Origin of the sequence: Psychrobacter communis (genome assembly GCF_014836505.1) — a bacterium.
Classification (GTDB): Bacteria; Pseudomonadota; Gammaproteobacteria; order Pseudomonadales; family Moraxellaceae; genus Psychrobacter; species Psychrobacter faecalis.
In genome coordinates this window covers 1-23362 of sequence record NZ_JACSQR010000008.1, presented here as the reverse complement: position 1 = coordinate 23362, position 23362 = coordinate 1, and the positions used below count along the sequence as shown (strand labels likewise).

At 42.7% G+C, this 23362-nt stretch carries 20 protein-coding genes and 3 pseudogenes; 10 read left to right on the top strand and 13 right to left on the bottom strand.

Translation table 11 applies throughout. The features are described from left to right. Positions 1-120 precede the first annotated feature (120 nt). The 4 genes from hisB to H9653_RS04565 all read left to right on the top strand — a co-directional run bounded on the left by hisB (position 121) and on the right by H9653_RS04565 (position 3150). Positions 121-768 (top strand): imidazoleglycerol-phosphate dehydratase HisB, encoded by a 648-nt coding sequence (gene hisB / locus H9653_RS04580; protein WP_068404355.1) that lies wholly within the window; start codon positions 121-123, stop codon positions 766-768. After that, entirely contained in the window at positions 769-1413 is a 645-nt protein-coding gene (hisH, locus tag H9653_RS04575) for an imidazole glycerol phosphate synthase subunit HisH (protein WP_191690796.1), read from the top strand. It abuts the gene before it with no gap. Between the two features lie 138 nt (positions 1414-1551). Further along, positions 1552-1944 (top strand): hypothetical protein, encoded by a 393-nt coding sequence (locus H9653_RS04570; RefSeq protein WP_191690794.1) that lies wholly within the window; start codon positions 1552-1554, stop codon positions 1942-1944. A 243-nt stretch (positions 1945-2187) separates the two neighbouring features. After that, complete coding sequence (locus tag H9653_RS04565) at positions 2188-3150, top strand: DJ-1/PfpI family protein (protein WP_191690792.1); 963 nt, start codon at positions 2188-2190, stop codon at positions 3148-3150. A 90-nt stretch (positions 3151-3240) separates the two neighbouring features. Here H9653_RS04565 and H9653_RS04560 read toward each other — a convergent pair whose 3' ends face one another. Together H9653_RS04560 and H9653_RS04555 are read right to left on the bottom strand one after the other, a co-directional pair. Then, positions 3241-4572, bottom strand: coding sequence for a valine--pyruvate transaminase (locus H9653_RS04560; RefSeq protein ID WP_191690790.1), 1332 nt, complete (start codon positions 4570-4572; stop codon positions 3241-3243). 320 nt (positions 4573-4892) lie between these two features. Continuing rightward, positions 4893-5594: an IS1 family transposase gene (locus H9653_RS04555; RefSeq protein WP_191690788.1), complete on the bottom strand. Its 702-nt coding sequence runs from the start codon at positions 5592-5594 to the stop codon at positions 4893-4895. A 64-nt stretch (positions 5595-5658) separates the two neighbouring features. Here H9653_RS04555 and H9653_RS04550 point away from each other — a divergent pair. Then, positions 5659-5947 (top strand): annotated as a pseudogene (locus H9653_RS04550) (IS3-like element ISPar2 family transposase); the annotation flags it as partial. An 89-nt stretch (positions 5948-6036) separates the two neighbouring features. Here H9653_RS04550 and H9653_RS04545 read toward each other — a convergent pair. From H9653_RS04545 to H9653_RS04525, 5 genes are all read right to left on the bottom strand, one after another. Next, entirely contained in the window at positions 6037-6480 is a 444-nt protein-coding gene (locus H9653_RS04545; protein WP_191690786.1) for an MgtC/SapB family protein, read from the bottom strand. 56 nt (positions 6481-6536) lie between these two features. After that, the gene (locus H9653_RS04540) at positions 6537-7460 is read right to left on the bottom strand and encodes a DUF808 domain-containing protein (RefSeq protein ID WP_191690784.1); all 924 of its coding nucleotides are present in this window, start codon (positions 7458-7460) and stop codon (positions 6537-6539) included. 59 nt (positions 7461-7519) lie between these two features. After that, positions 7520-8044 (bottom strand): TIGR00645 family protein, encoded by a 525-nt coding sequence (locus tag H9653_RS04535; protein ID WP_191690782.1) that lies wholly within the window; start codon positions 8042-8044, stop codon positions 7520-7522. Between the two features lie 292 nt (positions 8045-8336). After that, the gene (locus tag H9653_RS04530; RefSeq protein WP_191690780.1) at positions 8337-9404 is read right to left on the bottom strand and encodes a DUF475 domain-containing protein; all 1068 of its coding nucleotides are present in this window, start codon (positions 9402-9404) and stop codon (positions 8337-8339) included. 383 nt (positions 9405-9787) lie between these two features. Then, complete coding sequence (locus H9653_RS04525) at positions 9788-11560, bottom strand: potassium/proton antiporter (protein WP_191690778.1); 1773 nt, start codon at positions 11558-11560, stop codon at positions 9788-9790. 172 nt (positions 11561-11732) lie between these two features. Between H9653_RS04525 and H9653_RS04520 the strand changes: the two genes are divergently transcribed. Then, the gene (locus tag H9653_RS04520; RefSeq protein ID WP_144297953.1) at positions 11733-12092 is read left to right on the top strand and encodes a hypothetical protein; all 360 of its coding nucleotides are present in this window, start codon (positions 11733-11735) and stop codon (positions 12090-12092) included. 152 nt (positions 12093-12244) lie between these two features. Next, complete coding sequence (locus H9653_RS04515; RefSeq protein ID WP_191690776.1) at positions 12245-13459, top strand: IS256 family transposase; 1215 nt, start codon at positions 12245-12247, stop codon at positions 13457-13459. A 334-nt stretch (positions 13460-13793) separates the two neighbouring features. On the opposite strand, the gene H9653_RS04510 is transcribed toward H9653_RS04515, so the two are convergent. Both H9653_RS04510 and H9653_RS04505 read right to left on the bottom strand, forming a co-directional pair. Beyond that, positions 13794-14096, bottom strand: a complete 303-nt coding sequence (locus tag H9653_RS04510; protein ID WP_068408813.1) for a helix-turn-helix domain-containing protein — start codon at positions 14094-14096, stop codon at positions 13794-13796. 1 nt (position 14097) lies between these two features. After that, a pseudogene (locus H9653_RS04505) lies at positions 14098-14445 on the bottom strand (type II toxin-antitoxin system RelE/ParE family toxin). 341 nt (positions 14446-14786) lie between these two features. Between H9653_RS04505 and H9653_RS04500 the strand changes: the two are divergent. The 3 genes and pseudogenes from H9653_RS04500 to H9653_RS12755 all read left to right on the top strand — a co-directional run. Next, positions 14787-14990 (top strand): hypothetical protein, encoded by a 204-nt coding sequence (locus tag H9653_RS04500; RefSeq protein WP_191690774.1) that lies wholly within the window; start codon positions 14787-14789, stop codon positions 14988-14990. Positions 14991-15540: 550 nt separating this feature from the next. Next, on the top strand, positions 15541-15969 hold the full coding sequence (locus H9653_RS04495) for a PaaI family thioesterase (protein ID WP_191690772.1): 429 nt from the start codon (positions 15541-15543) through the stop codon (positions 15967-15969). A gap of 351 nt (positions 15970-16320) precedes the next feature. Then, positions 16321-17146 (top strand): annotated as a pseudogene (locus H9653_RS12755) (IS256 family transposase); the annotation flags it as partial. A gap of 506 nt (positions 17147-17652) precedes the next feature. On the opposite strand, the gene H9653_RS04480 reads toward H9653_RS12755, so the two are convergent. The 4 genes from H9653_RS04480 to H9653_RS04465 all read right to left on the bottom strand — a co-directional run bounded on the left by H9653_RS04480 (position 17653) and on the right by H9653_RS04465 (position 23166). Further along, entirely contained in the window at positions 17653-20274 is a 2622-nt protein-coding gene (locus H9653_RS04480) for an ABC transporter permease (protein WP_225211610.1), read from the bottom strand. Next, on the bottom strand, positions 20252-20950 hold the full coding sequence (locus H9653_RS04475) for an ABC transporter ATP-binding protein (protein WP_191690766.1): 699 nt from the start codon (positions 20948-20950) through the stop codon (positions 20252-20254). Before H9653_RS04475 ends, H9653_RS04480 begins: the two co-directional genes overlap by 23 nt. Next, a complete protein-coding gene (locus tag H9653_RS04470; RefSeq protein WP_191690765.1) occupies positions 20947-21777 on the bottom strand; it encodes an arylesterase in 831 nt (276 codons plus the stop codon). The genes H9653_RS04475 and H9653_RS04470 overlap by 4 nt, the downstream gene beginning before the upstream one ends. A 111-nt stretch (positions 21778-21888) precedes the next feature. Next, positions 21889-23166 (bottom strand): MFS transporter, encoded by a 1278-nt coding sequence (locus H9653_RS04465; RefSeq protein WP_191690764.1) that lies wholly within the window; start codon positions 23164-23166, stop codon positions 21889-21891. Between the last annotated feature and the right edge of the window lie 196 nt (positions 23167-23362).

Sequence of the window (23362 nt, the reverse complement as noted above, 5' to 3'; positions counted from 1 at the left end):
TTTAGTAAACATTGACCTCACTTTCAGCTTAACTTTTATATTTCTTAGACGCTAGTAAGAATGCTTTGGGCGCTTTTTCGCCCTATTTTATTGACCGCTTTTCATTTATAGAGAGTAGCCATGACAGCCAATTCTACCGAACAAAATCAAAATTCTGCTCAAAATCTTTTCGGTCATGCCGCACGTACGGCGACCGTTACGCGTAATACTGCTGAAACGCAAGTCACTTGTACGGTAAACCTTGATGGTACCGGTCAAGGCACTGTCGATACTGGCGTACCATTTCTAGACCATATGATTGACCAAATCAAGCGTCATGGTCTGTTTGACTTAGATATCAAATGTACTGGCGATACCTTTATCGATGATCACCACAGTGTTGAAGATACGGGTATCACGCTTGGACAAGCGTTCAATAAAGCATTGGGCGATAAAAAAGGCATTCGTCGTTACGGGCATTTTTATGCGCCACTCGATGAGTCACTGACGCGCGCGGTGGTTGATTTGTCTGGTCGTCCAGGACTTCATATGGACATTCCGTTTACCCGCTCGCATGTTGGTAACTTCGATGTCGATTTGTTTAGCGAATTTTTCTACGGCTTCGTCAATCATTCATGGATGACGGTGCACTTGGACAACCTCAAAGGTAAAAACAGCCATCACCAAATCGAGTCAACCTTTAAAGCGTTTGCTCGTGCGCTACGTATGGCTTGCGAATATGATGAGCGTGCGCTGAATACCTTGCCATCGACCAAAGAGGCTTTTTAGATGAGTCGAACCACAAAGATTGCATTATTAGATTATGGCATGGGTAATTTGCACTCGGCCAGCAAGGCGTTAGCAGCGGTCGGGGCAGAGGTTTCTATTACCAATGACCCAAAAGTGGTCGCGGCGGCTGATAAGATTTTCTTCCCCGGTGTCGGTGCGATGCGCGATTGTATCGCTGGCATGCATGAGGCAGGGATTGATGAGGTCATACGTCAAGCAGTATTCAATAAGCCTGTTATGGCCATCTGTGTGGGCATGCAGGCGTTGTTTGAGCAGTCCGCTGAGAATGGTGGTACAACATGCTTGGGCATCCTAGATGGCAGCGTAGAAGCGTTTGACCCTACTTGGAAAGATGAGCAGGGGGTTACCATTAAGGTGCCGCACATGGGCTGGAATACCATCAGCGGCATGGATTTTGCTCATCCGCTGTGGAATGGCATCGAAGACAATGCGCATTTTTACTTTGTACATAGCTATTACTGCGCGCCTAGCGACGATGCACAAGTGGCGGCCGTTTGTGATTACGGTCAGCCGTTTTGTGCCAGTATTTTGCAAGATAATTTATTTGCGACCCAGTTCCATCCAGAAAAAAGCCACACCGCGGGTCTGCAGCTATTAAAAAATTTTGTCGATTGGGATATTTAACAACTATACTTTAAATATTTCTTCAATAAGAAGGTAGATTAGCAAATGCTTAATCTACCTTTTTTATTCTCAATGTATAATTGGCTGTTTTTCATTTATACTCAGTTACTTTTTACTTCTTTTACGCGGAATAAAATCGTGGACTTTTATCTCTTTAAAAACGGTGTCGTCGATGCTACTGGCTTAGACAAAGACGCCTTACATATTTATGTGGGCATTGGCGTCTACCTATTAAGTTTACTTTTGCTGCGTCCAATTTTTAAAAAATACAGCGCCAGAGCTTTTGCCGCTTTGATTTTGGTGACTGCCATTGCTCTACTGGGTGAGTATTTGGACAATCGCCAGACGCTTACCGAATTGGGTGTGGCAGGGTTAAAAGCGGCAGAAATCAAAGCCAGTATCCATGATATCGTGAATACCTGTCTGCTGTCTTACATAATCTACGGCTTGACCGTATGGACAAAGACGTTTCAATCAATCAATACCGTCAAACCTATGATTAAACGGCAGAAAAAAATGGACTATCGCTAAGTCCGTTTTTTATTGTTGATAAGCTCATTGCTTTGCGCTTTTTTACTCTGTTACTTTTTTAAAGCGCCAAATTTAAGCAACTCACCATTTACAAAGCTTACGAAAGTCAAAAAACTCTGGTCTATTTAATGTGTTATGAGTTTGCTACCTTACAATCAGAAAGGTAGCGACAGGCAATTATTCTATCTTTCCTAATTATCAATCTAATATAAGCAATAATAAAATAGGAAAATAGGAAAAGTTATGAATATCTCAGACCTTAATATCAGTGAAATAGTAGACAAAGCCAAAGACACCTTAGGTTTAGAGCCGCAAGAAGCCGAAGATGGCGCTTATACCCCTTCTAAAGCTTCGCTTAAATTGGCAGCGCCTAACAAAACCAACTACGATCATAGCGAGTACGAAGCGCCATATCGGGGCAACAAAAAAATCCTGATGGTCTGCACCGAGCGGCAGTACATGACCATGGCAAATGATAAGAAGTTTAAGACTGGCAATCATCCGGTTGAGATGATGGTGCCGTTGCTGCATTTTAAAAAAGCAGGGTTTACGGTAGATGTTTTTACCCCAACCGGGGAGGCTGTAAAAGTCGAGCAGTGGGCAATGCCAGAGGACGATGACGACGTCAAAAAAATCTACGCTGAATATGAGTCTAAGCTTAACAGTCCAAAAAGTATCGCCGATTTTGTCAAAAATGATATGGAAAATAGCGAGGATTACGCAGCAATCTTTATCCCCGGTGGGCATGGGGCAATGCTGGGCTTGCCTGAAGATTATAACCTTGGCGAGTTGCTACGTTGGGGTTATGACAAGGATTTATTTACCTTAGCGATTTGTCATGGACCAGCGGCTTTATTGGCAGCCAATTTAGTAAGTCCTGATCGCTCTGATAAGCCTGATAGCGCTGACAATACTAATAGCGCCGATAAAGATGATAACGCCAATCGCGACTTTATTTTTAAAGGTTATGAGATGGTAGCGTTCCCGACAGCTATGGACAAGCAAATGCCAAAAATTGGTTATTTGCCCGGTACGATGCCTTGGTATTTTGGCGAAAAGCTTAAGGCGTTGGGCGTTACCATTGATAATAAATTGGCGACGGGGCAGACACATCAAGATAGAAAGCTAATCTCAGGCGATGGACCCTTGGCGGCCAATGACTTTGGTAAGATGAGTGCTGAAGCTTTATTAAAGGAGCTTAGCTAAACCGTTTGGATTCAGTCATAGCACAAAAAAACGGACTATTAATCAGTCCGTTTTTTGTTTTTATGGTTCAATATTTTTATAATAAAAGATTTAGTCGTTCTGACTGCTAGCCCCATCATAGAGCTCACGCACCACTTCACCAATCACTGCAATACCATCGGTCAAAGTCTGCTCATTAGCAGCGATACTCATTCGGATACACTCATGGGCATGTTTATAATCGCTGACATCGACACCGGGGAAGAAATACTCACTTGGTACGATAATCGTGCCTTTGTCTTTGAGAATCTCATACAGCTCAGTGGTACTAATCGGCAAGTCTTTAAACCATAACCATAAAAATATCGCACCTTCAGGCTTGTGAATCATTAGCGGATAATCACCCAGCGCTTCTTTTAACAGCTTCACAGCGAGGGTCGCTTGCTGTTGATAAAAGGGTTTAATCTCATTATCCGCCAACTGCTTGATACGGTCATCGTTCACTAATGGTGTCGCAATCGCTGCCCCAAAACGTGTCGGTGCCAGATTGACCACTGCATTCATAGCGCTGACCGCTTCGATGACTTTCGTATCGGCAACGATAATGCCGGTACGCATACCGGGCAGACCAATTTTAGACAGGCTAAAGCACAAAATCGTATTATTATCCCAGTTCAAATGCGCGTTAGAGTAGATGATATTCGGGAAGGGCATACCGTAGGCGTTATCGATAATCAGCGGTATCTCATAACGTTTGGCAAGCTCGGATAAATGCGCCATTTCCTCATCGGTCAACACATTGCCCGTTGGATTGGTCGGACGTGAGCAGCAAATCGCGCCAATGCGACCTTCCGTCAATGCTGACAAGTTTTCTAACGCGTCAAAATCTACCCGATATTTAAAGAAACCTTCCTCGCCATCATGCGTCACTTCATCGATATGCGGTAATACCGCGGCGAAATGCTGACCTTCGACATGCACATCGCTATAGCCAATATACTCAGGGGTTAATGGTAGCAAAATAGATTTATCTACCAATTTGCTCTGTTCGTCAACGAACGCACCACCAAATAAATTAAACAAGTAGAAAAAAGCATTCTGTGAGCCATTGGTCAAAGCGATATTTTCTGCGGTTAGATTCCAATCATAATGACGATTAAAGAAGCCAACCAAGGCATCGATAAAACCCGCATCACCCTGCGGATTGGAGTAATTTGCCATGCTAATAATCGCGCTACTATTCGCCTCACCGGTATCGTTATCATTACCTAGCGCTTTATAAGTCTCTAAAAACAGCTCATTAACCGCATCAATCTTAGCAGGGTTTCCACCGCCCAGCATATTAATAGGCTGATCGCTTTTTAGCGCATCGCCCAAATCATCCATCAATTGTGAGATGCCAGTTGGCTGGGTAAATTTTTGACCGAACTTTGAGAATTTCATAAGGCTACCATGCTGTTTTTGAGGATTTTATAAGGTAAGATTTAATCGATAAAGTGGGGCTAGTATAGCAAAGGGTTGCGATAAAATAAGCAAAGTGCATGGTTGATACTGACTTATATGTCTATATAGGTTGTGAAGCAAAAAAACGCCTTCTAGGTGAGTAGAAAGCATTTAGGTTAAGTTGAGTACGTACGGCAACAGGTGACGTATTAGATATACATATTCTTGCTTGCCAGCACCAACATGTTCATAATAAAAAATATGAAGTTATTTTTAAAACACTTAGAAAAGTTGGTGGTGTTCTAAAAAGTATGCTGACATCAGACATAGCCATAATTGATATAAAAGAATACCAAATCAAACACTTTTAAGTGATTATCGAGCTTCTTAGAGAAACAACAGGTTTTTCTAACGGCTCGTTTTAGTCGGTGTCTAAGACGGCAGTTATTGCCTTCAATACCTATCGTATGCTGTTTGCCAACTTGTTTGTTATCTGGTTTAAAGGCCGTTATGAAACTGTCCCAATTGTCCATACTGATTGAGCCATAGCTGACTTTGAGCTGCTTTAGACGCGCTCTTAGTTTCTGAGCCGTTTTTAAGTCGCGTTTGCCCCAGACATAAGCGACAATCTCATTGGTAGCACGGTCATAAGCGTAGATGAGCCAGACTTTACGCTTCTTGCGATACACGTAAGTCCAGAACTCATCAACCTCTAAGCGTTCATAGTAGCGCTTCTTAGGCGCAATCTTATAAACAGATGAGCCTATGGTGCTAAGCACTTTACCAATGCTAACTGAGGCTATAATAGCAATGTCTCTAATGCCACAGCCTCTCACTGTCATTAGCCGTATTTTATCTTCTATTCTAGAGTGACAGCCGTTATAAGTTAGGGCATGATCGCCAATAAACTGGCGTTTGCAGTCCTTACATTGATAGTTCTGCTTGCCATAGCTTTTTTTGCCGTGTATCGAAAAACTGGGACTGTGACAGTCGGGGCAATCGATCTGTATTTGTGTCTTCATAACCTCAAATATATCATCTTGCCTCGGCTGTCACTCTCCTTTATTAACTCAGCATACTTTCTGATACACCACCGAATCTCTTAAAACAAATATATTGCAGGATGCCATGTCAAAAAAGTGGTAGGGTCCTGAGGCGCAGAGCCTTAGTTTGTTACTATATTAAAGAGCATGACATCAGTATCTGCAGAGCTTATTTGATCTTTAACATCAGTGTCACCTGTTATTATCACAAGTCTGTGGCTACTGACGAGAATAAGCAGATAGCGGACTTGCTAATAGATCTGACTCAGCAGAATAAGAATTGGGGCTTTGGATTGTGCTTTTTAAGCCTACGTAACGTGCTGGGACTGCCATAATAGTAAATAAAAAACATGAAATAAGTCCATTTATCGTTTCTAGCTATTTGATCCGTTTAAAGTATACAAACCGTGACGAATAATAATTATTCAAGATTATCTTTCACTTTGAAAGGTTCCGAGAATTGTAGGATTAAGAAATTGACCACCGACAATATGATCGCAATCTCATAACGCCCATAAGCAACAGAGATGCCAATAGCAGCAGTATTCCATAGACTCGCAGCTGTCGCAGTGCCTCTTACCGTATTATCGCCTTTAAAAATCGCCCCGCCACCAATGAAACCCATACCTGTAATAATGGCGTACATGATTCTCGCTTCGGGTTCTACTGCACCTCCATGATAGATATCGACAGCCACTAGCATGAAAGCACAGGATGCAATACTGACTAATGGGAAAGTTCTGAGTCCTGCACCCTTATCTTTCATCTCACGATTAAGCGCAATCGGTAGGGAAAGCACGAAAGCAATTGCTAATTGAATTAGGTGATACACCATTAATTTTAAGTTTAAATCAAATTCAAACATGGTTTATTGCACTCTTTAAAAGAAGGTTAAATGAACAAGGGTGATTATCGTTATTTTTAATGCGTCGAAGATGACTTATTACTGCGTAATTTACCAATCATGGTGACAATGGCCACGACAATAACACCGACGGCTAAGCCTACTAACGCATTTAATAGCATCGTTGTTATGCTTTCAAATATGCCAGTTAGATGCGCTAAGTCTTCCACTTCATGATGCAAAAAACTGATCCCGTGCACTAAGATACCGCCGCCCACTAGAAACATTGCTAATGTCCCAGCAATGGATAAAAACTTCATCAGCTTTGGTGCCGCAGACAATAAAATCCCACCTATTTTCTGCTTTGCACCGTTCGTCTGTTTCATTAGGTAAAGACCTAAATCATCCATTTTAACGATACCCGCTACTAAGCCATAAACGCCTACTGTAATGCCAATAGCAATAATAGACAGCATCACGCTCTTCTCTAAAAGCGTCGCTCCAACTGCTGAGCCGAGTGCAATTACGATAATTTCAGCCGATAGAATAAAGTCGGTGCGCACCGCACCTTTGATTTTGTCCTTTTCAAAAGCAACCAAATCAATCGTCTCATCAGCATTGGCACGTAGACGGGCTATTTGTTCTTCATCGTGAGGTAAGATATGTGGCCAGAACTTATGAATGATTTTTTCAGCACCCTCATAAGCCAAATAGACACCTCCGCACATCAATAAAAACGTGACTAATGGCGGGTAGATGGCACTAATCAGCAACGCTAATGGTACTAATATAAGCTTGTTAACGAATGAGCCTTTGGCAACGGCCCAAACTACTGGCAGCTCACGGTCGGCTTTAACGCCTGAAACTTGCTCAGCATTAAGGGCCAAATCATCACCCAATACTCCTGCCGTTTTTTTAACGGCAACCTTGGTCATGATCGACACATCATCTAATATCACACTGATGTCATCAAGCAAGGTTAATAAACTGGCTCCTGCCATGTGCGCTCCTTTGCGTCTATTTATATAAATTAATTGATAGGTTTTTTATTAAAGTCTTTCTAATGTTTTTTGGTATCACCGACAATCTTATCCATCAAAGCAAATAACAGGCCTGACAGTACAAACGTCATATGGATAATCACTTTCCACATCAATCTATCAGCATCACCTTCGCTCATCTCTTTAGGTATATCCATAAATGATTTAAGAAGATCAATCGCAGAAATGGCAACGATGGCACCAATCACTTTGAGTTTTAGCCCAGAGAAATTGATTTTTCCCATCCATTCAGGACGGTCCTCATGATCTCCGGTATCAATTTTTGAGACAAAAATCTCATAACCACTAAATATGATGATAAGCAATAAACTTGCGACCAATGACATGTCGATAAGCGCCAACGCACCAACGATGACATCGGCTTCAGATGCACTGAACACATGAGTCGTCATATGCCATAGCTCTTGAAAAAACTTAATAAATAACAAAATGATACCGAGCACCAATCCTAAATAGAACGGGGCTAGCAGCCAACGACTATTAAATATGGTTTTTTCTAATCTTTGTTCAGCTTTCTTCAGCATTTGTGTCTCTTGTTGTTGGCAATATAAATTTTTAAATATAATACCCCACTCTCAACTTGTTTTTCTAAGGTATTGGTTTACTTAGTTTTTAAAATTTCAGTTAAAACAATTAGAATTTTAAATTCTATAAAAACCAAAAGCCTACGATAAGTTGAGATTGGCGTATATAATGTCTATTATTAGGTAATAAAAAGCAATGCATATTAGAAAAAAGGTTATACCAATTGTTTGGTATAACCTGTTATTAACGATATTCTAAGATAATGATTTTTTGCTTTACATTGTATACACTCTAAGCAGTGAGTTTATCCTGTTGCTTACGGTGTTTCAGCGAAGCCAGCAGGGCCCAACCAATGAAGGCAATACCAATCAAACCTGTGATAAGCTCTGGCACATGGAATTTCACCGACAATAGCATAATGATGGCTAGAGCGCCGATGGCATAATGCGCGCCATGCTCAAGATAGACAAACTCATCAAGCGTGCCTTTATCGACTAAGAAAATAGTCATCGAACGCACGAACATCGCACCGATTGCTAGACCGAGCATAATCACGATAACGTCATTGGTAATCGCAAAGGCGCCAATCACACCATCGAAACTGAATGACGCATCAAGGACTTCTAGATATAAAAAGCCGATGATTCCGCCTTTCATAATCGCACTGGTCGCTGCTGCACCTGAGCCAGCTTCAGCGTTTTCTAAGTCTTCTTCAAGGTCGCCTTCTAGCATACCCGAGACCACTTGTACGCCAAGATATACCAAGATACCCCAAACGCCAGCGATTAGGACAGCGGCGGATTGCTCAGGGTCAGCAAATGATACGGCAATCATCAACACGATAAGCGCGACAAAGACGCTCATGGCATCTACTTTGCCAAGCTTTGCCAAACGGCTTTCAAGCCAGTTAAACCAGTGCACTTCTTTTTCATCAAAAATGAAGTTTAAGAAGACGAGCAATAAGAAAATACCACCAAAGGCTGAGATTTCAGCATGGTGTGCCATTAAACGGGCAGAGTATTCTTCTGGTTGATACAAAGCCAGTTTGATGACCTCTACCATAGCGAGCTCAGCAGTTACCGCGACAATGACAATAGGAAATACCAAGCGCATCCCAAATACAGCAATCAAAATACCAACGGTTAAGAATATCTTTTTCCAAAACTCATCCCAGCCTTTGAGGACTGAGGCATTAACCACCGCATTATCGAATGATAATGAGATTTCCATGACGGCCAAAATAGCGGTAATAGATAAGGTTGCGATCAAACCACCCATCCCGCCATGTGAATATCCCCACCATGCCGCGATCGCTAATGCAATGGCGGTAAAGATAAAGTCTAAATAAAAATGTCTCATGACACATCCTGTCTGGTTGCGTAACGCTAAGTGTATCTACTAAAAGTATGAGGCATAAAAAAAGTGGCTATCGTGAGCCACTTTCCTATGTGATTTTTAATAGAATATAAAGTATTTTTGAAAAATCTTCTATGTAGAATTGTCACTGTATTTTTTATGCTTTGGCGATTAAAAACACCTTATATATTGATAATAATTCTAAGCGTAAGACACTGATTAAATAGAATTATGCTATTTTGGGTATACCCTAGCGAGACCAGTAAAACAGACCATAATTTGAGCTAATAAGTTACCTAAAATGGACAATGTTAGCAGGACTATTAATTGTCTTAAATGGTTGCCTTTCAGCTAATAGTCCATGTTATGTCTAATAATGATAGATACTATGCCACTGCTGGCTTTTCTAGTTGTTTTAGTCCAATCGTTTTCAGTCTTCCTTGGCCGTCAACTTCTTTAATGACTAATAACCACTCCTTATTAATCACAACCGTATCGCCTGCTACGGGTGCCATCTTTAAGCTATCCTTAATATATTCAGCAACCGTTTGTTCCCACATATTATTCGTGTTCAGGGTATCTTCTAGAGATTCGAATTTCATCCTATTGGTAAAGAAAGGCACATCTTTAAGTTTGACACTCGGCGATAGCATCCAATCGCCATAAAAATCATCGATGGCTCTGCGGTCTAACGTAGTGTCATTAAAAACAGTCGCAATCTGATCGGCATAATCGCCACTCATGGCATACCATACGCTATCGCCAAATTTGAGCTTAGTCTGTTCATTAATTGCCAAGATTTGCTGACCACGCACCAAGGCAAAAACATGGATTCCTTCAGGGCTGATACGCGTAGATATATCCTTCGGATGACGACCAATTGCAAACGCGCCTAACTTTACTTCAAATTCATACAACGTAATACTTGCTCTATCTGACACCCACACTTCATGCTCTTCTTTTGGGCCCTTATTGTTAGGAATACGCACCTTAAACAGATTGGCCATAAAAGGAATGGTCGTCCCTTGTAACACCAACGATAAGACCACCACCCCAAAAGCGATATCAAACAGCATAAAGGCATTGTCTACCCCTGCAATCACTGGCAACATGGCAAGGGTAATGGGCACTGCACCACGTAAGCCGACCCAAGAGATAAAGCCGATCTCTCTATTTTTAAATTTAAACGGTAAAACACTGGTATAGACTGCAATAGGACGAGCCACTAAAATCATAAAGGCAGCAATGGCCACTGAATAAGGCCAAACTTCAAGAACGTTCGATGGCGTGACCAATAGGCCCAATACCACAAATAACACCGCTTGCGACAACCACGCAAAGCTGTCCATCACGCGCATGACATGCTCAGTTGAGCGTACCTTATGGTTGCCAATCATAATACCAGCGATAAAGACTGCGAGAAACCCACTACCGCCCAGTAAGTTAGTGGCAGAAAACACTGCTAAACCCGCCGACATTATTAAAATGGCATACATACCTTCTGCCAAATGTATCTTAGGTAATAATCGAGATAGGAAATAACCAAAGAACAAGCCCATTCCTAAACCAAAACTAAGCTGTTGTAATAGTAGGCCTAAGAAGCCTAGCGCTGTCTGTCCGGCAGGATCAACATTTAGAGCAATCAATCCAGTGACTAACAGAATCGCTAAAGGGTCGTTGGCGCCCGACTCTAATTCAAGCGTGGCTTGGACACGATCATTTAATTTAACACCGCCATTACGCAACAGTGAAAATACCGCTGCCGCATCGGTTGAACCCACGATTGCTGCCAGTAATAAGCCAAAGCGCCAATCGACATCCAGCAGCCATGTGACGAATACACCCAGTATCATGACTGTCGCAAGTACGCCCCAAGTAGCCAGTGTGATGGCTGGTTTTAAGCCAACTCGGAATGATTTAACAGAGGTGCGCAACCCGCCATCTAACAAAATACAGGCTAAGGCTGCTTGTCCGACAAAATTGGCTATCGCATATTGAGAAAATTCAATACCCAAGATACCTTCTTCACCAGCAAGCATCCCGACGACTAAAAACAATAGCAAAAGTGGAACACCCAAACGCGCCGATAACGTACTTGCCATGATACTGGCGAAAATTAATACTGCTCCTACGAGATACACGATATTTAAGGTATCCATGTTTCATTAAGCCTTATTTTATAATATTAAGCTGAACTAACCAGAACGGGAGTAACATTTACCCATTGTTTTCAACAGTTAATTATTATTTTAACATGCTCCTTAAGAATAACTGAGCTATGCTTGTATGTTGGTAAATATCTTATTCTACTATTGCTAAACGAGTCATATTATGAAAAAAGAGACATTGACAGGACTATCTATTATTACATTTGCAGCATTTTATATTTGGATTCAAAATGGCAGTAACCCATTTGATAAAAAAAGAAATACTGAACTCGAACAAGCTCAAAAAACATCAAAGATTGCATTGCTAACGAAGTGCCAGAAAGCAGTACAGCCCATGCTTAAAGGCTTTAAGTCTATGGACATTAAACGAAAAAACACAGACTACAGACGATTAAATAATGGTAACTTTGAAGTCATAACACATTACTACGCTGAAGATAGTTTGGATGCGGCTCCGCTCATTATCGTCGACTGCTTATTCGATAAAGATGGCAGTTTATTAGAAACAGCGCAGGTTAAATAACTTCCAGTATAGCTATGGAGCTGTAGTAGATAAGACTTTAAATAACACACCTTTTTCTCAAACTTTTAAGCTGGTCATGCTGCTAGCCATTTGCTCGAGCCTTTCCTAAAAAGTGTGTAACTGCTTATAATCCACTAACAGGAGAATAAGCAATGACTACTCAATCTGACATTAAAAAACTGGCCGAGCAAATGGCTGGTAGTATGAAAAGCTTCGATGACATCAAAGACTTTCAGAAGCAACTCATGCAGTCCTTTATCGACACTGCCCTTGAAGCTGAGATGGAAGATCATCTCGGCTACCCCAAGCATGAGAAAGCAGATAAACCAAACAAGCGCAACGGACACACTAAAAATACCGTCCGCAGTGATACAGGCGATCTTGAGATCTCCACCCCAAGAGACCGTCATGGTGACTTTGAACCTACACTCGTGCGCAAGCATCAAACCCGTATTAGCGGCCTTGATGATAAAATCATATTCCTTTACGCCAAGGGTCAAACCACCACCGAGATTGTAGAGAGCATTAAAGAGCTCTATGACGTCGACATCTCAAGCTCTCTTGTCTCAAGAGTCACCGATAACATATTAGAGGACATCACCGCTTGGCAGAACCGGCCGCTGAGCAGTGTTTATCCTATCGTCTACTTAGACTGCATTGTCGTCAAAGTTCGTCAGGACAAGCAGATCATCAACAAAGCTATCTATCTGGCCTTAGGCGTTGCTCTTGATGGTAAAAAAGAGCTGCTTGGCATGTGGCTATCAGAGAACGAGGGCGCTAAATTCTGGCTTGGTGTTCTCACTGAACTACAAAACCGCGGCGTTCAGGACATTCTTATTGCTTGTGTCGATGGTTTAAAGGGCTTCCCCGATGCCATTAACACCGTCTATCCTCACGCTCAGGTCCAGCTTTGCATTGTTCATATGGTGCGCTATTCGATGAAGTTCGTACCTTGGACAGATAAGAAGGCAATAGCGGCTGATTTAAAGGCCATCTACGGCGCTGATACCCTTGAGATAGCAGAGGCCAATCTTGAACACTTTGATGAGACTTGGGGGGATAAGTATCCGCACGTGGTCAAGTCTTGGCGTAATAACTGGGAGGGCTTAACGGTGTTCTTTGGCTACCCTAAAGACATTAGAAAAGTGATTTATACCACCAATGCTATTGAGTCTTTAAACAGCGTGATTCGGACAGCGGTGAATAAGCGTAAGGTGTTCCCGTCTGATCAGGCAGCGTTTAAAGTGGTGTACTTAGCCACCCAGCAGGCATCCAAAAAGTGGTCGATGCCTATTCGTAACTGGACGTCTGCTCTGAATCGCTTTATGATTATGTTTGATGATCGTATCAGTAAGCATTTAATCTAAAGGGCAGTTACACAGAATTCGGGATGGGCTCATTTGCTCAGCCAGTTTTTTAATGTCAGATTGAGTGGTCATTGCTTATTCTCCTGTTATTGAATTATAAGCAGTTGCACAATTTTTAGGAAAAGCTTCTCAATCTGGCATTAAGTTACTGATTCATTTCGGCTATACCCGAGCGGAAACAGCTATATCACCCTTTAAGCCCATTGATAGACTGTTTAAAATAGACTAATGCAGTAAAACCACTTCAAGCGTACTATTATTAGCATATTTTTAATAAAAAAAAGCCAACCATAAGAGGGTGGCTTATTAGCGTTTGAATCACTCGAATTCATTATTACACATTAAAACCTATGTGCTTCCCTGTTGGCAGCTCAACATCGATACGAAGCTTACCACCCATAGCTTCAACATATTTTTTCATGGTCGATATTTTAAGATCATTGCCGCGATTTTCTATAGCAGACAATGAAGGTTGTTTAATACCCATGGTTTGAGCCAGCTCTTTTTGAGAGATCTCTAACTCTTCACGGATACGAGACAGCTGGTTTTCTAAAAGCAGTTGCTCTGCCAGTTGTTTAATACGCGCTCGGCTGTCTAAAGAGCGCTCAGCTAACATCTCTTGTAATGTCTTAGTCATATCATGAATCTCCTAAAGTTCTGAGGTGACACTCATACTGTTGGTCTGCAGTGTCTAGCATTTCTTTATAAAAACGCTTTTTATTACCCTTATCACCAATACAAAGCACAATAGCTTGCCGCTTTGGGTCAAAGGCAAAAAAGGCTCTGAGTGGCTTGCCTCTGTGCTGAACACGTAACTATTTCATGTTGGTAAACTTTGAATCATACACCGTATCTACTAAAGGGCGACCTAAGCTTGGGCCTTGTTGTTCTAAAACCATCAAAGCTGCCAGTACTTTTTCTTACGTTGATTCATCTTGCTGATCAAAGCATTGGTTGAACAGCTCTGTTGTGATGACAGTCCACATATAAAAACCAATATATAGATTACAGTCTATATAATATAACTAATCGAGACAGTCTGCAATTAGAACGAGCAGCTTTAGCGCGTCTTATTACTGGCTTACGACATTATGATCAGCTCTTAACAACCTATTCTTAGTTGTGATAGTATTTTCTATCGTATAACGATACTGGTTTTTAGTTATTTTCGGACAACTTAGAACCTGATATTCAAACCAAGATAGCAATACGCAAATGATGTTAAAATACAATCAGAGAAGTCTATAGACCACTAAAACACTTGGGAAACGACTAAGAGTTCAACGCCCTTACAACGCACTAATCACGATTTAAGGGAAAAATAACTTTGTATAAATCAGAGCAAGCAAGACAAGTAATTTATCATCAAGACCCTACTGTTAACACTGACTGGTTAGACGCGGTTACGATTGATACCGACAGCAAGAAAACAACCAAAGCAGAGAACGAGCAGCTGACAAAAGGATTTGTTAGGGAATTGATAGCAGGTAAAGTCATTGGCATTGAGTCGCTCGATGATTTAAATTTTTGATGGTCTGCTAAAAATCAGCACACCTTCATCATAATGACGAACCCTAAAAAGACATCAGTTAGGCGGAATAAAAACTGATTGTTGGTGCGGGTGTTGATATTGAGAAAAATACATAATAAGAAAGCCCGTAAAAACTGGACGTACAACCGACAGTTTGTGTTCTAGGATAGAAGTCAAACTAGAGCATGTTTAAAAAAATCTAGCGGCAACCATCGCAGACAACATAAAAATTTAACCAGCAGTTTCAATTGCTCGTATGAGAAATCTATTATTATCCAATCCTGCGCCCTTAGTTTTTATAGTTAATCAGTCAATATACACACTAATCTTTCTCAAATGCTGGCTAATTGTCTTTTTTCAATTCTTACAGTGGGACTGAACCAGTGAAAGGACCTGATAAGCTATCATTAGCCTATACCTCTCAGCAAATCGTCAAGGACTTTAAAACTAGTGCTCTGAACTAAAACGGTTCTATAACTTTTTATCGTAGTAAGGTGGAAAGTTAGGATAGAATAGAGGTACCAATAACAGTTAGATTAAAGGAAGCCCTATGTCAGCAACCAAGGAAGAGATAGCTGAGTTCATGAAGTCTGAGTTCCCTCAAGCAAAGTACAAGATTGAGGCAGTAAATAGCAGTGGGTCAATTTTATCCCATGATATCAGTTTAGATGATTTGAGACCTGGAGGTACTGTATCGGGACCTGTAATGATGGGAATTGCTGATGTGGCTCTTTATGTGGCTATCTTAGGTAGAATTGGCATAGTACCATTAGCAGTAACCACGAGTCTAACTATCAACTTTTTACGTAAACCAACTGCAAAATCACTCATTATTGCTGAGTGCAAACTGCTAAAAGTTGGAAGAAGTCTAGTCGTAGGTGAGGTTTCTTTATACTCAGATGGATCTGACGAATTAGTTGCCCATGTTGTGGGAACCTACTCAGTACCACCAACCAAGAACAAGTCTGAAAATATGTAAAAGATATCAACTTAAAGCCCTTTGCTCAAATCCTAGTGAAATAGATCAGGCGTTTTTACTGGTATAGTTCTCTAGTGAGGACTTGAATCTTTGGCTGTGGGCTAAGAAATAGTCCCAGTGTACTTACCATACAAATTTTATTTGTGATCGGTGCGCTACACAGACTGTAATACTCAGCATGAGTATTACAGTCTGTGTATGTGATAGCGTAGGTCAGCATTATAATATTAAGCTTATATAACTATAAAATAGATACTTCTAGCCAATACGCAGGTGTTTTCCCTCTAGAAGCTTGGAGAGTTTCCTAAAAACTGTGTAACTGCTTATAATCCACTAACCGGAGAATAAGCAATGACTACTCAATCTGACATTAAAAAGCTGGCTGAGCAAATGGCTGGTAGCATGAACAGCTTTGATGACATCAAAGACTTCCAAAAGCAGCTCATGCAATCCTTTATCGATACTGCCTTAGAGGCTGAGATGGAAGACCATCTCGGCTATCCCAAGCATGAAAAGGCGGATAAACCTAATAAGCGTAACGGGCACACTAAAAAGACCGTCCGCAGTGACACAGGCGATCTTGAGATATCCACCCCAAGAGACCGTGATGGTGACTTTGAACTTGCGTTAGTGCGTAAGCATCAAACCCGTATTAGTGGCCTTGATGATAAAATCATATTTCACTACAGGCATAGCCTTACGTCTTGCGCTTCGGGCAAGTGTCTCCCAGACACTTGCTGATCCTCGCTCATACGCCAAAGGTCAAACCACCACTGAGATCGTAGAGAGCATTAAAGAGCTCTACGATGTCGACATCTCAAGCTCTCTTGTCTCAAGAGTCACTGACAACATCTTGGATGACATCACCGCTTGGCAGAACCGGCCACTGAGCAGCGTCTATCCTATCGTCTATTTAGACTGCATCGTCGTTAAGGTACGCCAAGACAAGCAGATCATCAACAAGGCGATCTATCTGGCCTTAGGAGTGGGACTTGATGGTAGAAAAGAGCTGCTTGGCATGTGGCTGTCAGAGAATGAAGGCGCTAAGTTCTGGCTAGGCGTTCTCACTGAACTACAAAACCGCGGAGTGCAAGATATCCTCATTGCCTGTGTTGATGGTTTAAAGGGCTTCCCTGATTCCATCAATACCGTTTACCCCAACGCTCAGGTTCAGCTGTTACGGTGATATAAGCTGCCATAGTATCGTCCTAAATATCGCTAAGACATAGATTTTAACATAATAAACGAACATAAGTTTACAAAAGCCATAAGATAGTTACCACCATTCAAGTCTTCACTAGAAAACCAAACAGACTTATATGGCCTAATATTCAAGGTACTCTTTGATAGGACGTTTATTAAACTGTGTAGGGTCTTTTTTAAGACGGTTAATCATTTCAAACTCCCACATCTTAGGGTCTTGAGCTGCTGGACTGGTAGAGCTAACCAAATGGTTGTAATCGGCAACAAAGCTGAGCCTTTCCTAAATTTCGTGTGAGTATTTCTACAATCTAAATGATAGTTACACAGTTTTTAGGAAAGGCTCAAGAATTAAGAAATTCTCTCTTATGTTATACCGAAACAGTGCTTTGTTTAATTTATCTTCAAACTTAGACTTGCAAATAATATCGAATCAAAAAGCCCCTGTTTAGGGACTTTGCAATGCTAGAAATTTTTTCACCCCTAAATCATTGCCCGAACCCGCGCCATAATCCCGCGCCCAATCACCAACCTCACATAAATAATGGCAATGGCAAACAGCAATACGACTAATGCCACACCGCCAATAGCCAAACTTGTCCACGGCACACTAAAGCGCAGATTAAACCATTGGGTAATAGCGGCCCAAGCACCGATATTAGCGATAATGACCGCAAATAAGGCGGCACTAATGCCAAGTATGCCAAGCTCTAAGATATTGAGCATATAGAGGTCGCGCTTTTGCATACCGAGCAGCCTAAATGAGGCGCTGTCTTTCATGCGGTCTTGCGAAGTAGACAGTAGCGAGCTAATCAAAACCATGATGCCTGTTAACAATGCCAGTAAGGTGAAGACGTAAACCAAGCGGCTCATTTGTACGACCAATTCTTGGACTTGCTGCGCGATTGCTGTGCCGTCGATGGTCGTTACCGCAGGAAACTCGCGTACTAACTGACCTTGGAGCTTTGGAATATCATCCGCTGCGACATGGGCGGTGGCAAATTGGATTTGCGGCGCAGCTGCTAACACTTCAGGCTCAAATAAGAAGTAAAAATAGGGACTGGGTCCTTTCTCATAGCGCGAGCGGATACTGGTGATTTGCCCGACAATCTCAATCCCTTGGATATTAAAGCGCACCTGATCACCCATACCGACGTTTAGCAAGCTGGCTGCCGTATCCAAAATCGATAAGGGCGCAACGGTTTGTGCTGGGTCGTTATCTGAAGTCTTAATAGGGGTATAAAGCTTGTCGTTTTCTACCGCATCAGTGATGAATTCAGTGTCCATCACCGTATCGGCGTAGCTCAAATTAAAGACCCGCGCCGGGTCATCAAAGCCGTCAGCAGGCTCGATATCTTGTACGGGTATATTATTAGCCGTGACGACACGCGCACGAATGACAGGATAATAGCTGACAGGGGCAGCAATAATATTATTAATCTCGTCATGCTGGTCGCTTTGAATATCGAGTAAAAATAAATTGGGCGCATCTTCAGGATAGGCATTAATAAACTGGGCATTGATACTATGATTGAGCGTGGTAATCAAAGTTAAAACCGCCACTGACAGCGATAAAGTGACAAAAAATAATGCTGACTGATTGCCTTTACGGGCAAGGTTATGGATAGCAATACGCTGCATCCAGCTGATATTAGAATGCTTGGCAAACTTAGTCAGCAGCCATAACCAACCGCGAGCCAATAGCCAAAATATCGCTACGAAGGCAGTTAAGCCTATTAACAGCTGCGCACCTAGTAACAGAGAATTGACTTCATAAGCGAAAAACACATAGAGACCAACTAGCATCAATCCATACCAAAGTAACGGCAGACTCCGATACCAAGGCAGATTTTGCGAGTTTGTGCTTGCACCTTGATTAAGCAAAGTCGCAGGCTTGGTGCTACTTAACGTGCTTAAACCACGCTGAGCGATAAGCAAGGTCAGCACTAGCGCGATAATAATGGTTTTAATGGCGCTAATTGGGTTAATAGCTAAACCAACATCCGCTGGCAAGATAGCAATCAGATACGGCTGGCCGACTTTAAGTAAGCCAAAACTCACGATAACCGCGGCCACACAGGCGATGATAGTAGTAACAATCAATAGCTGATAGTAGCTGCGTTTTAAGGATTTAAGCGGCTCACCTAATGCCAAGCGAATGGCATTACTAGACTGCTGCTTGGTCACAAAAGCGGTAATGACACCGTACATCGCAACGGCTGATAATAACAATACGGCAATGACGAGCAGCTTTAAAAACATTAAAACGTTGTCAGAGATACGCGAGACAGAGGTATCTGCTGACTTGGCATCAGAGAGCTCAATATCAGGATAATTATTGAGTATTTGCGTCAGCTTATCTCGCTGCACGGCCATTAATTCAGGCGCGCCGGCCAACTCAATACGATAGTTAATACGGCTACGCTGTCCTAATAAATTGGTCGCCGCGAGCGCATCCTGATGCATCAAAACCCGCCCACCAAAACCAAAGGCAGTCAGTGGACGGTCAGGCTCTTTGGTCAGCACGTCGCTAATAATAAACTCAGCATCACCAATGGTGATTTGGTCACCGACACTGGCGTTTAAGCTGTTTAGTACTTCAGGCGCGACGACGACATTAGCAGCGCTTAATTGCTGCCATAATGGTTGCCCCGAAGCAAGCTCGGCTTCTCCATATAATGGATAAGCTGGCGAAACCGCTTTAACGCTGGCAAGTAAAGTTTGCTCATCGGTCACCACCATCGCACTAAACTGATAGTCATAAACGATTTGCGTATCAGCGACCGTCTCTACTTGTGCTAATATCTCGCTTGGCCAATCTTGCTTACTGTTTAAAATCAAATCGCCGCCAACGAGCGCGCGCTGATTATCATTGATATAAGTATCAACCGATTGCTGGATAGAATCTAAAGTCAGGTAAGTGGCAAGCGAAAGAACTAGCGTGATTAAGAATAAGACGGGGTATATCCAGCGCTGCCACCAGCTACGACTTAAGGCTTGCGCGCCCAAGTTTTTTGAAATTAATAGACGATTAAATAGTTGGCTTATGATGCCACGCGAATCAGTCGACTCATTATCCATGTTATCCATTGATTTTTGATCCATCTATCATACCGTCATGCATGGTAATGACACGATCTGCCATCTCCGCTAGTGCGGCATCGTGGGTGACGACCACCAGTGCAGAGCCAACTTGCTGGCGTAAATCTAATAACAGCTGCATCACTTGCTTGGCATTTTGTTCATCTAAGTTACCGGTTGGTTCATCGGCAAAGACGATTTTTGGCTGCGATACCAACGCACGGGCAACTGCTGTTCGTTGCTGTTCTCCACCTGATAATTGGTTAGGTAAGCTATCACGCCGATGCCCTAAATCAACCGCTGCAATCAATTCATTGACGCGTGCTTTATTCGGACGGCGGGCAATATCAAGCGGAAAGGCAATATTTTCAGCAACAGTTAATGTCGGTAATAGATGAAACGATTGAAAGACAAATCCCATCTCACGTTGGCGAATGACCGCCAGCGTATCTTCATTAAGGCTGCTTAAGGTTTGTCCCGCTAACTCAACCGAGCCACTATCAGGATAATCTAACGCTGCTAGTAATCCGAGCAAAGTCGATTTGCCCGAGCCGGATTTACCCATGATGACCACAAACTCGCCCGCATCGACATGAATATCGACGTCTTTAATAATGGCTAATGATTGCTCACCGACTTGAACGGTTTTATTTAGCTTGGAGGCGGTAAGTAGCGCTTTGTTATTGGCTGTAGCAGTCATTGGCTAGTCTCAGTAGGTGTGCTAGGTTTCGTTGCCGTAACAGTATGGTTTGCTTCTAGCTTTTCGATTTCAGGTTGCAGAATTGGCAAAATATTGTCGTTAACGATAATAGTATAGCCTTTCTTGGTTGGATGAATGGCATCGGCTTGGTTTAATTCTGCATCACCGCCCACACCGTCTAAAAAGAATGGAATCAGCGTCACATTCATATCTTTCGCCACCCTTGGGTATATCGCGGCGAACGACTCTACATAGTCAGCGCCAAGATTGTCATAAATCTGCATACCACCCAAAATGACTTCGCTACCGCCATCTTGAAGGCGTTTAATAGCGGTACGAATATTGGCTTCGACCGTTGCCACATCAATACCACGGATGGCATCATTGGCACCGATGGTCAAAATGGTAATATCAGGTTTGGTTTGCAATACCCAGTCCAGTCGATTGACCAATCCAGTACTGGTTTCACCGCTTAATCCTGAATTGATTACTTTAACATCCTTGTAGCCCATTTCTTTTAAGCGAGCTTCTAGCTGCGCAGGATAATTGGCATCATTGTCAACGCCAAGCCCTTCAGTTAACGAATCGCCCAATGCCAAGATGGTTAAAGGTGCTTGCTGCTCAGCTGAATTCGTTGACTCATTAGATTGCGTAGATTCTGGTGTTTGAGGTTCAGCCATTGTCGTATTGACGGCCGGATTATTATTTTGAGTGTTATCAGCCGTTTTAGTGTCAGGCTGCTGTTGACAACCGCTAATAGCGATTGCGAGGCTCAAGGCGGCGACCGTGAGCAAACGCTGCGGTAGGTGAGAGGGTGCGTTTATCATGTTTCTGCTGTCCTAAATACAATAAAGTCAGTCTAGCAGAATCAGGTAAGCCGCAATATGGTACAAAAGTTAATTGATTGACGCCGAAGGTTAATTGCTTGAAGATAAAAATTAAATCTTTTTACCATCAACCATTAGCGGGCGGCTAACCAGCCAAGCAAACCCCACGTTGATAATCATCAATACCAGCATAATGAATAACGGTAAATCCCAGTTGTTCGTTGCTTCGTGCAACCAACCGGTGCCAAGTGGACCAAAAAACGCAATCAAATAACCAATAGCTTGCGCCATGCCGGACAGCTCGCTTGATTGATTGGCGGTATAAGTACGCATCGAAAACAGCATCATACTTAAAGTGAAAATCGCCGAGCAGCCCATGCCCATTAGTCCTGACCATAGCCAAGCATAATCGGCAGACAGATAAGTGAGACCCAAGACGCCGAGCACGTTTAGTGACGCAGCAAAGATGGCCAGCGCTTGTATAGGACGGCCGCGGTTGACGAGCCACGTTAAGCTTAAAATAGCGACCGGTGCCATAAATTGAAAGACGGAAGCCATTTGCCCCGCGCTCACCGCTGACAACCCTTTACTTAGCCATATCGACGGTAAGAAACTGGCAACGGTATAAAAAAGCAAGGACTGTAAGCCCATAAATACCGCAATTTGCCAAGCAAACGGCGTACGCCACATCGAAATGTGCGATGGCGCTTTCTCGCCTGCCGCAAGCGGTTTGATGGGCTGATGATTTGATGAACCCAAACGCAGCCGTAGCACTACCCAAATGATTAAGGCAAACAAGCCTAAAATCGACCAGCCACCCAGCGCCCATTGCCAGCCAAATTGCTCAGATAACGGCAAAACCACGCCTGCGACAATCCCTGCCGAGACGGTCATGGTAAGACTAAAGAAACCAGTAATCAGCGGAATATGGTTCGGTGTGCGCTGCTTAATCACCGGAGCAGCAAGGGTATTGGCAAAGCCAATTGCCAATGTCAATAGTAAGGTGCCGCTTAAAAAGCCTATCCAAGTCGGAATGACGCTACGAATAACCATACCTGCGGTTAATAACGCAATCATCGTGATCAGCGTATTTTCAAGCCCAAAACGCTTCCCAATCGTAGGCGAAATAAAAGCCCCAAGCGCAAAGGTCAGCATCGGCACCGCACCAAGCCAACCAATTTGGGTTTCGGAGATATCAAGCGCCCCTTGTACCACCGGTGCAATAGAACCCAGCGCCACAATCGGCGCGCGCATATTGGACGCCAATAAAACCATAGCACATAGCACCAGCCAAAAAATAAAGCGCGATGAGGGCAGCTTTAGGTTTGCTGGCGCATCTGGTTGAGACTGGGACGGTATATCAGATTGCAAATTAGGAGAGGTAGACATAGCAGCACGACTATTAAAATAAAAAAAGGACACGTCATTTATAAGCACTGACTCAGCAGCACTTATAAATAACCCCAAGGCCCGTCGATAAGACGGCGCTCAAGACCACATATTAGAATTTGACATACTCCCACCACTTTCGCTAAGCTCAAGTGGGGGATTCTAAAAGCGTTAGCGCTTAGGCGACTTTCTCACG

Bases quoted from the DNA above. Each gene is read 5' to 3' on its own strand.
- H9653_RS04520 (WP_144297953.1), top strand. From the start codon at position 11,733: ATGAAAAAAGAGACATTGACAGGACTATCTATTATTACATTTGCAGCA.
- H9653_RS04475 (WP_191690766.1), bottom strand. From the start codon at position 20,950: ATGACTGCTACAGCCAATAACAAAGCGCTACTTACCGCCTCCAAGCTA.
- H9653_RS04525 (WP_191690778.1), bottom strand. From the start codon at position 11,560: ATGGATACCTTAAATATCGTGTATCTCGTAGGAGCAGTATTAATTTTC.
- H9653_RS04560 (WP_191690790.1), bottom strand. From the start codon at position 4,572: ATGAAATTCTCAAAGTTCGGTCAAAAATTTACCCAGCCAACTGGCATC.
- H9653_RS04470 (WP_191690765.1), bottom strand. From the start codon at position 21,777: ATGATAAACGCACCCTCTCACCTACCGCAGCGTTTGCTCACGGTCGCC.
- H9653_RS04510 (WP_068408813.1), bottom strand. From the start codon at position 14,096: ATGACTAAGACATTACAAGAGATGTTAGCTGAGCGCTCTTTAGACAGC.
- H9653_RS04565 (WP_191690792.1), top strand. From the start codon at position 2,188: ATGAATATCTCAGACCTTAATATCAGTGAAATAGTAGACAAAGCCAAA.
- H9653_RS04495 (WP_191690772.1), top strand. From the start codon at position 15,541: ATGTCAGCAACCAAGGAAGAGATAGCTGAGTTCATGAAGTCTGAGTTC.
- H9653_RS04540 (WP_191690784.1), bottom strand. From the start codon at position 7,460: ATGGCAGGAGCCAGTTTATTAACCTTGCTTGATGACATCAGTGTGATA.
- H9653_RS04530 (WP_191690780.1), bottom strand. From the start codon at position 9,404: ATGAGACATTTTTATTTAGACTTTATCTTTACCGCCATTGCATTAGCG.
- H9653_RS04555 (WP_191690788.1), bottom strand. From the start codon at position 5,594: ATGAAGACACAAATACAGATCGATTGCCCCGACTGTCACAGTCCCAGT.
- H9653_RS04545 (WP_191690786.1), bottom strand. From the start codon at position 6,480: ATGTTTGAATTTGATTTAAACTTAAAATTAATGGTGTATCACCTAATT.
- H9653_RS04465 (WP_191690764.1), bottom strand. From the start codon at position 23,166: ATGTCTACCTCTCCTAATTTGCAATCTGATATACCGTCCCAGTCTCAA.
- hisB (WP_068404355.1), top strand. From the start codon at position 121: ATGACAGCCAATTCTACCGAACAAAATCAAAATTCTGCTCAAAATCTT.
- H9653_RS04480 (WP_225211610.1), bottom strand. From the start codon at position 20,274: ATGGATCAAAAATCAATGGATAACATGGATAATGAGTCGACTGATTCG.
- H9653_RS04515 (WP_191690776.1), top strand. From the start codon at position 12,245: ATGACTACTCAATCTGACATTAAAAAACTGGCCGAGCAAATGGCTGGT.
- hisH (WP_191690796.1), top strand. From the start codon at position 769: ATGAGTCGAACCACAAAGATTGCATTATTAGATTATGGCATGGGTAAT.
- H9653_RS04535 (WP_191690782.1), bottom strand. From the start codon at position 8,044: ATGCTGAAGAAAGCTGAACAAAGATTAGAAAAAACCATATTTAATAGT.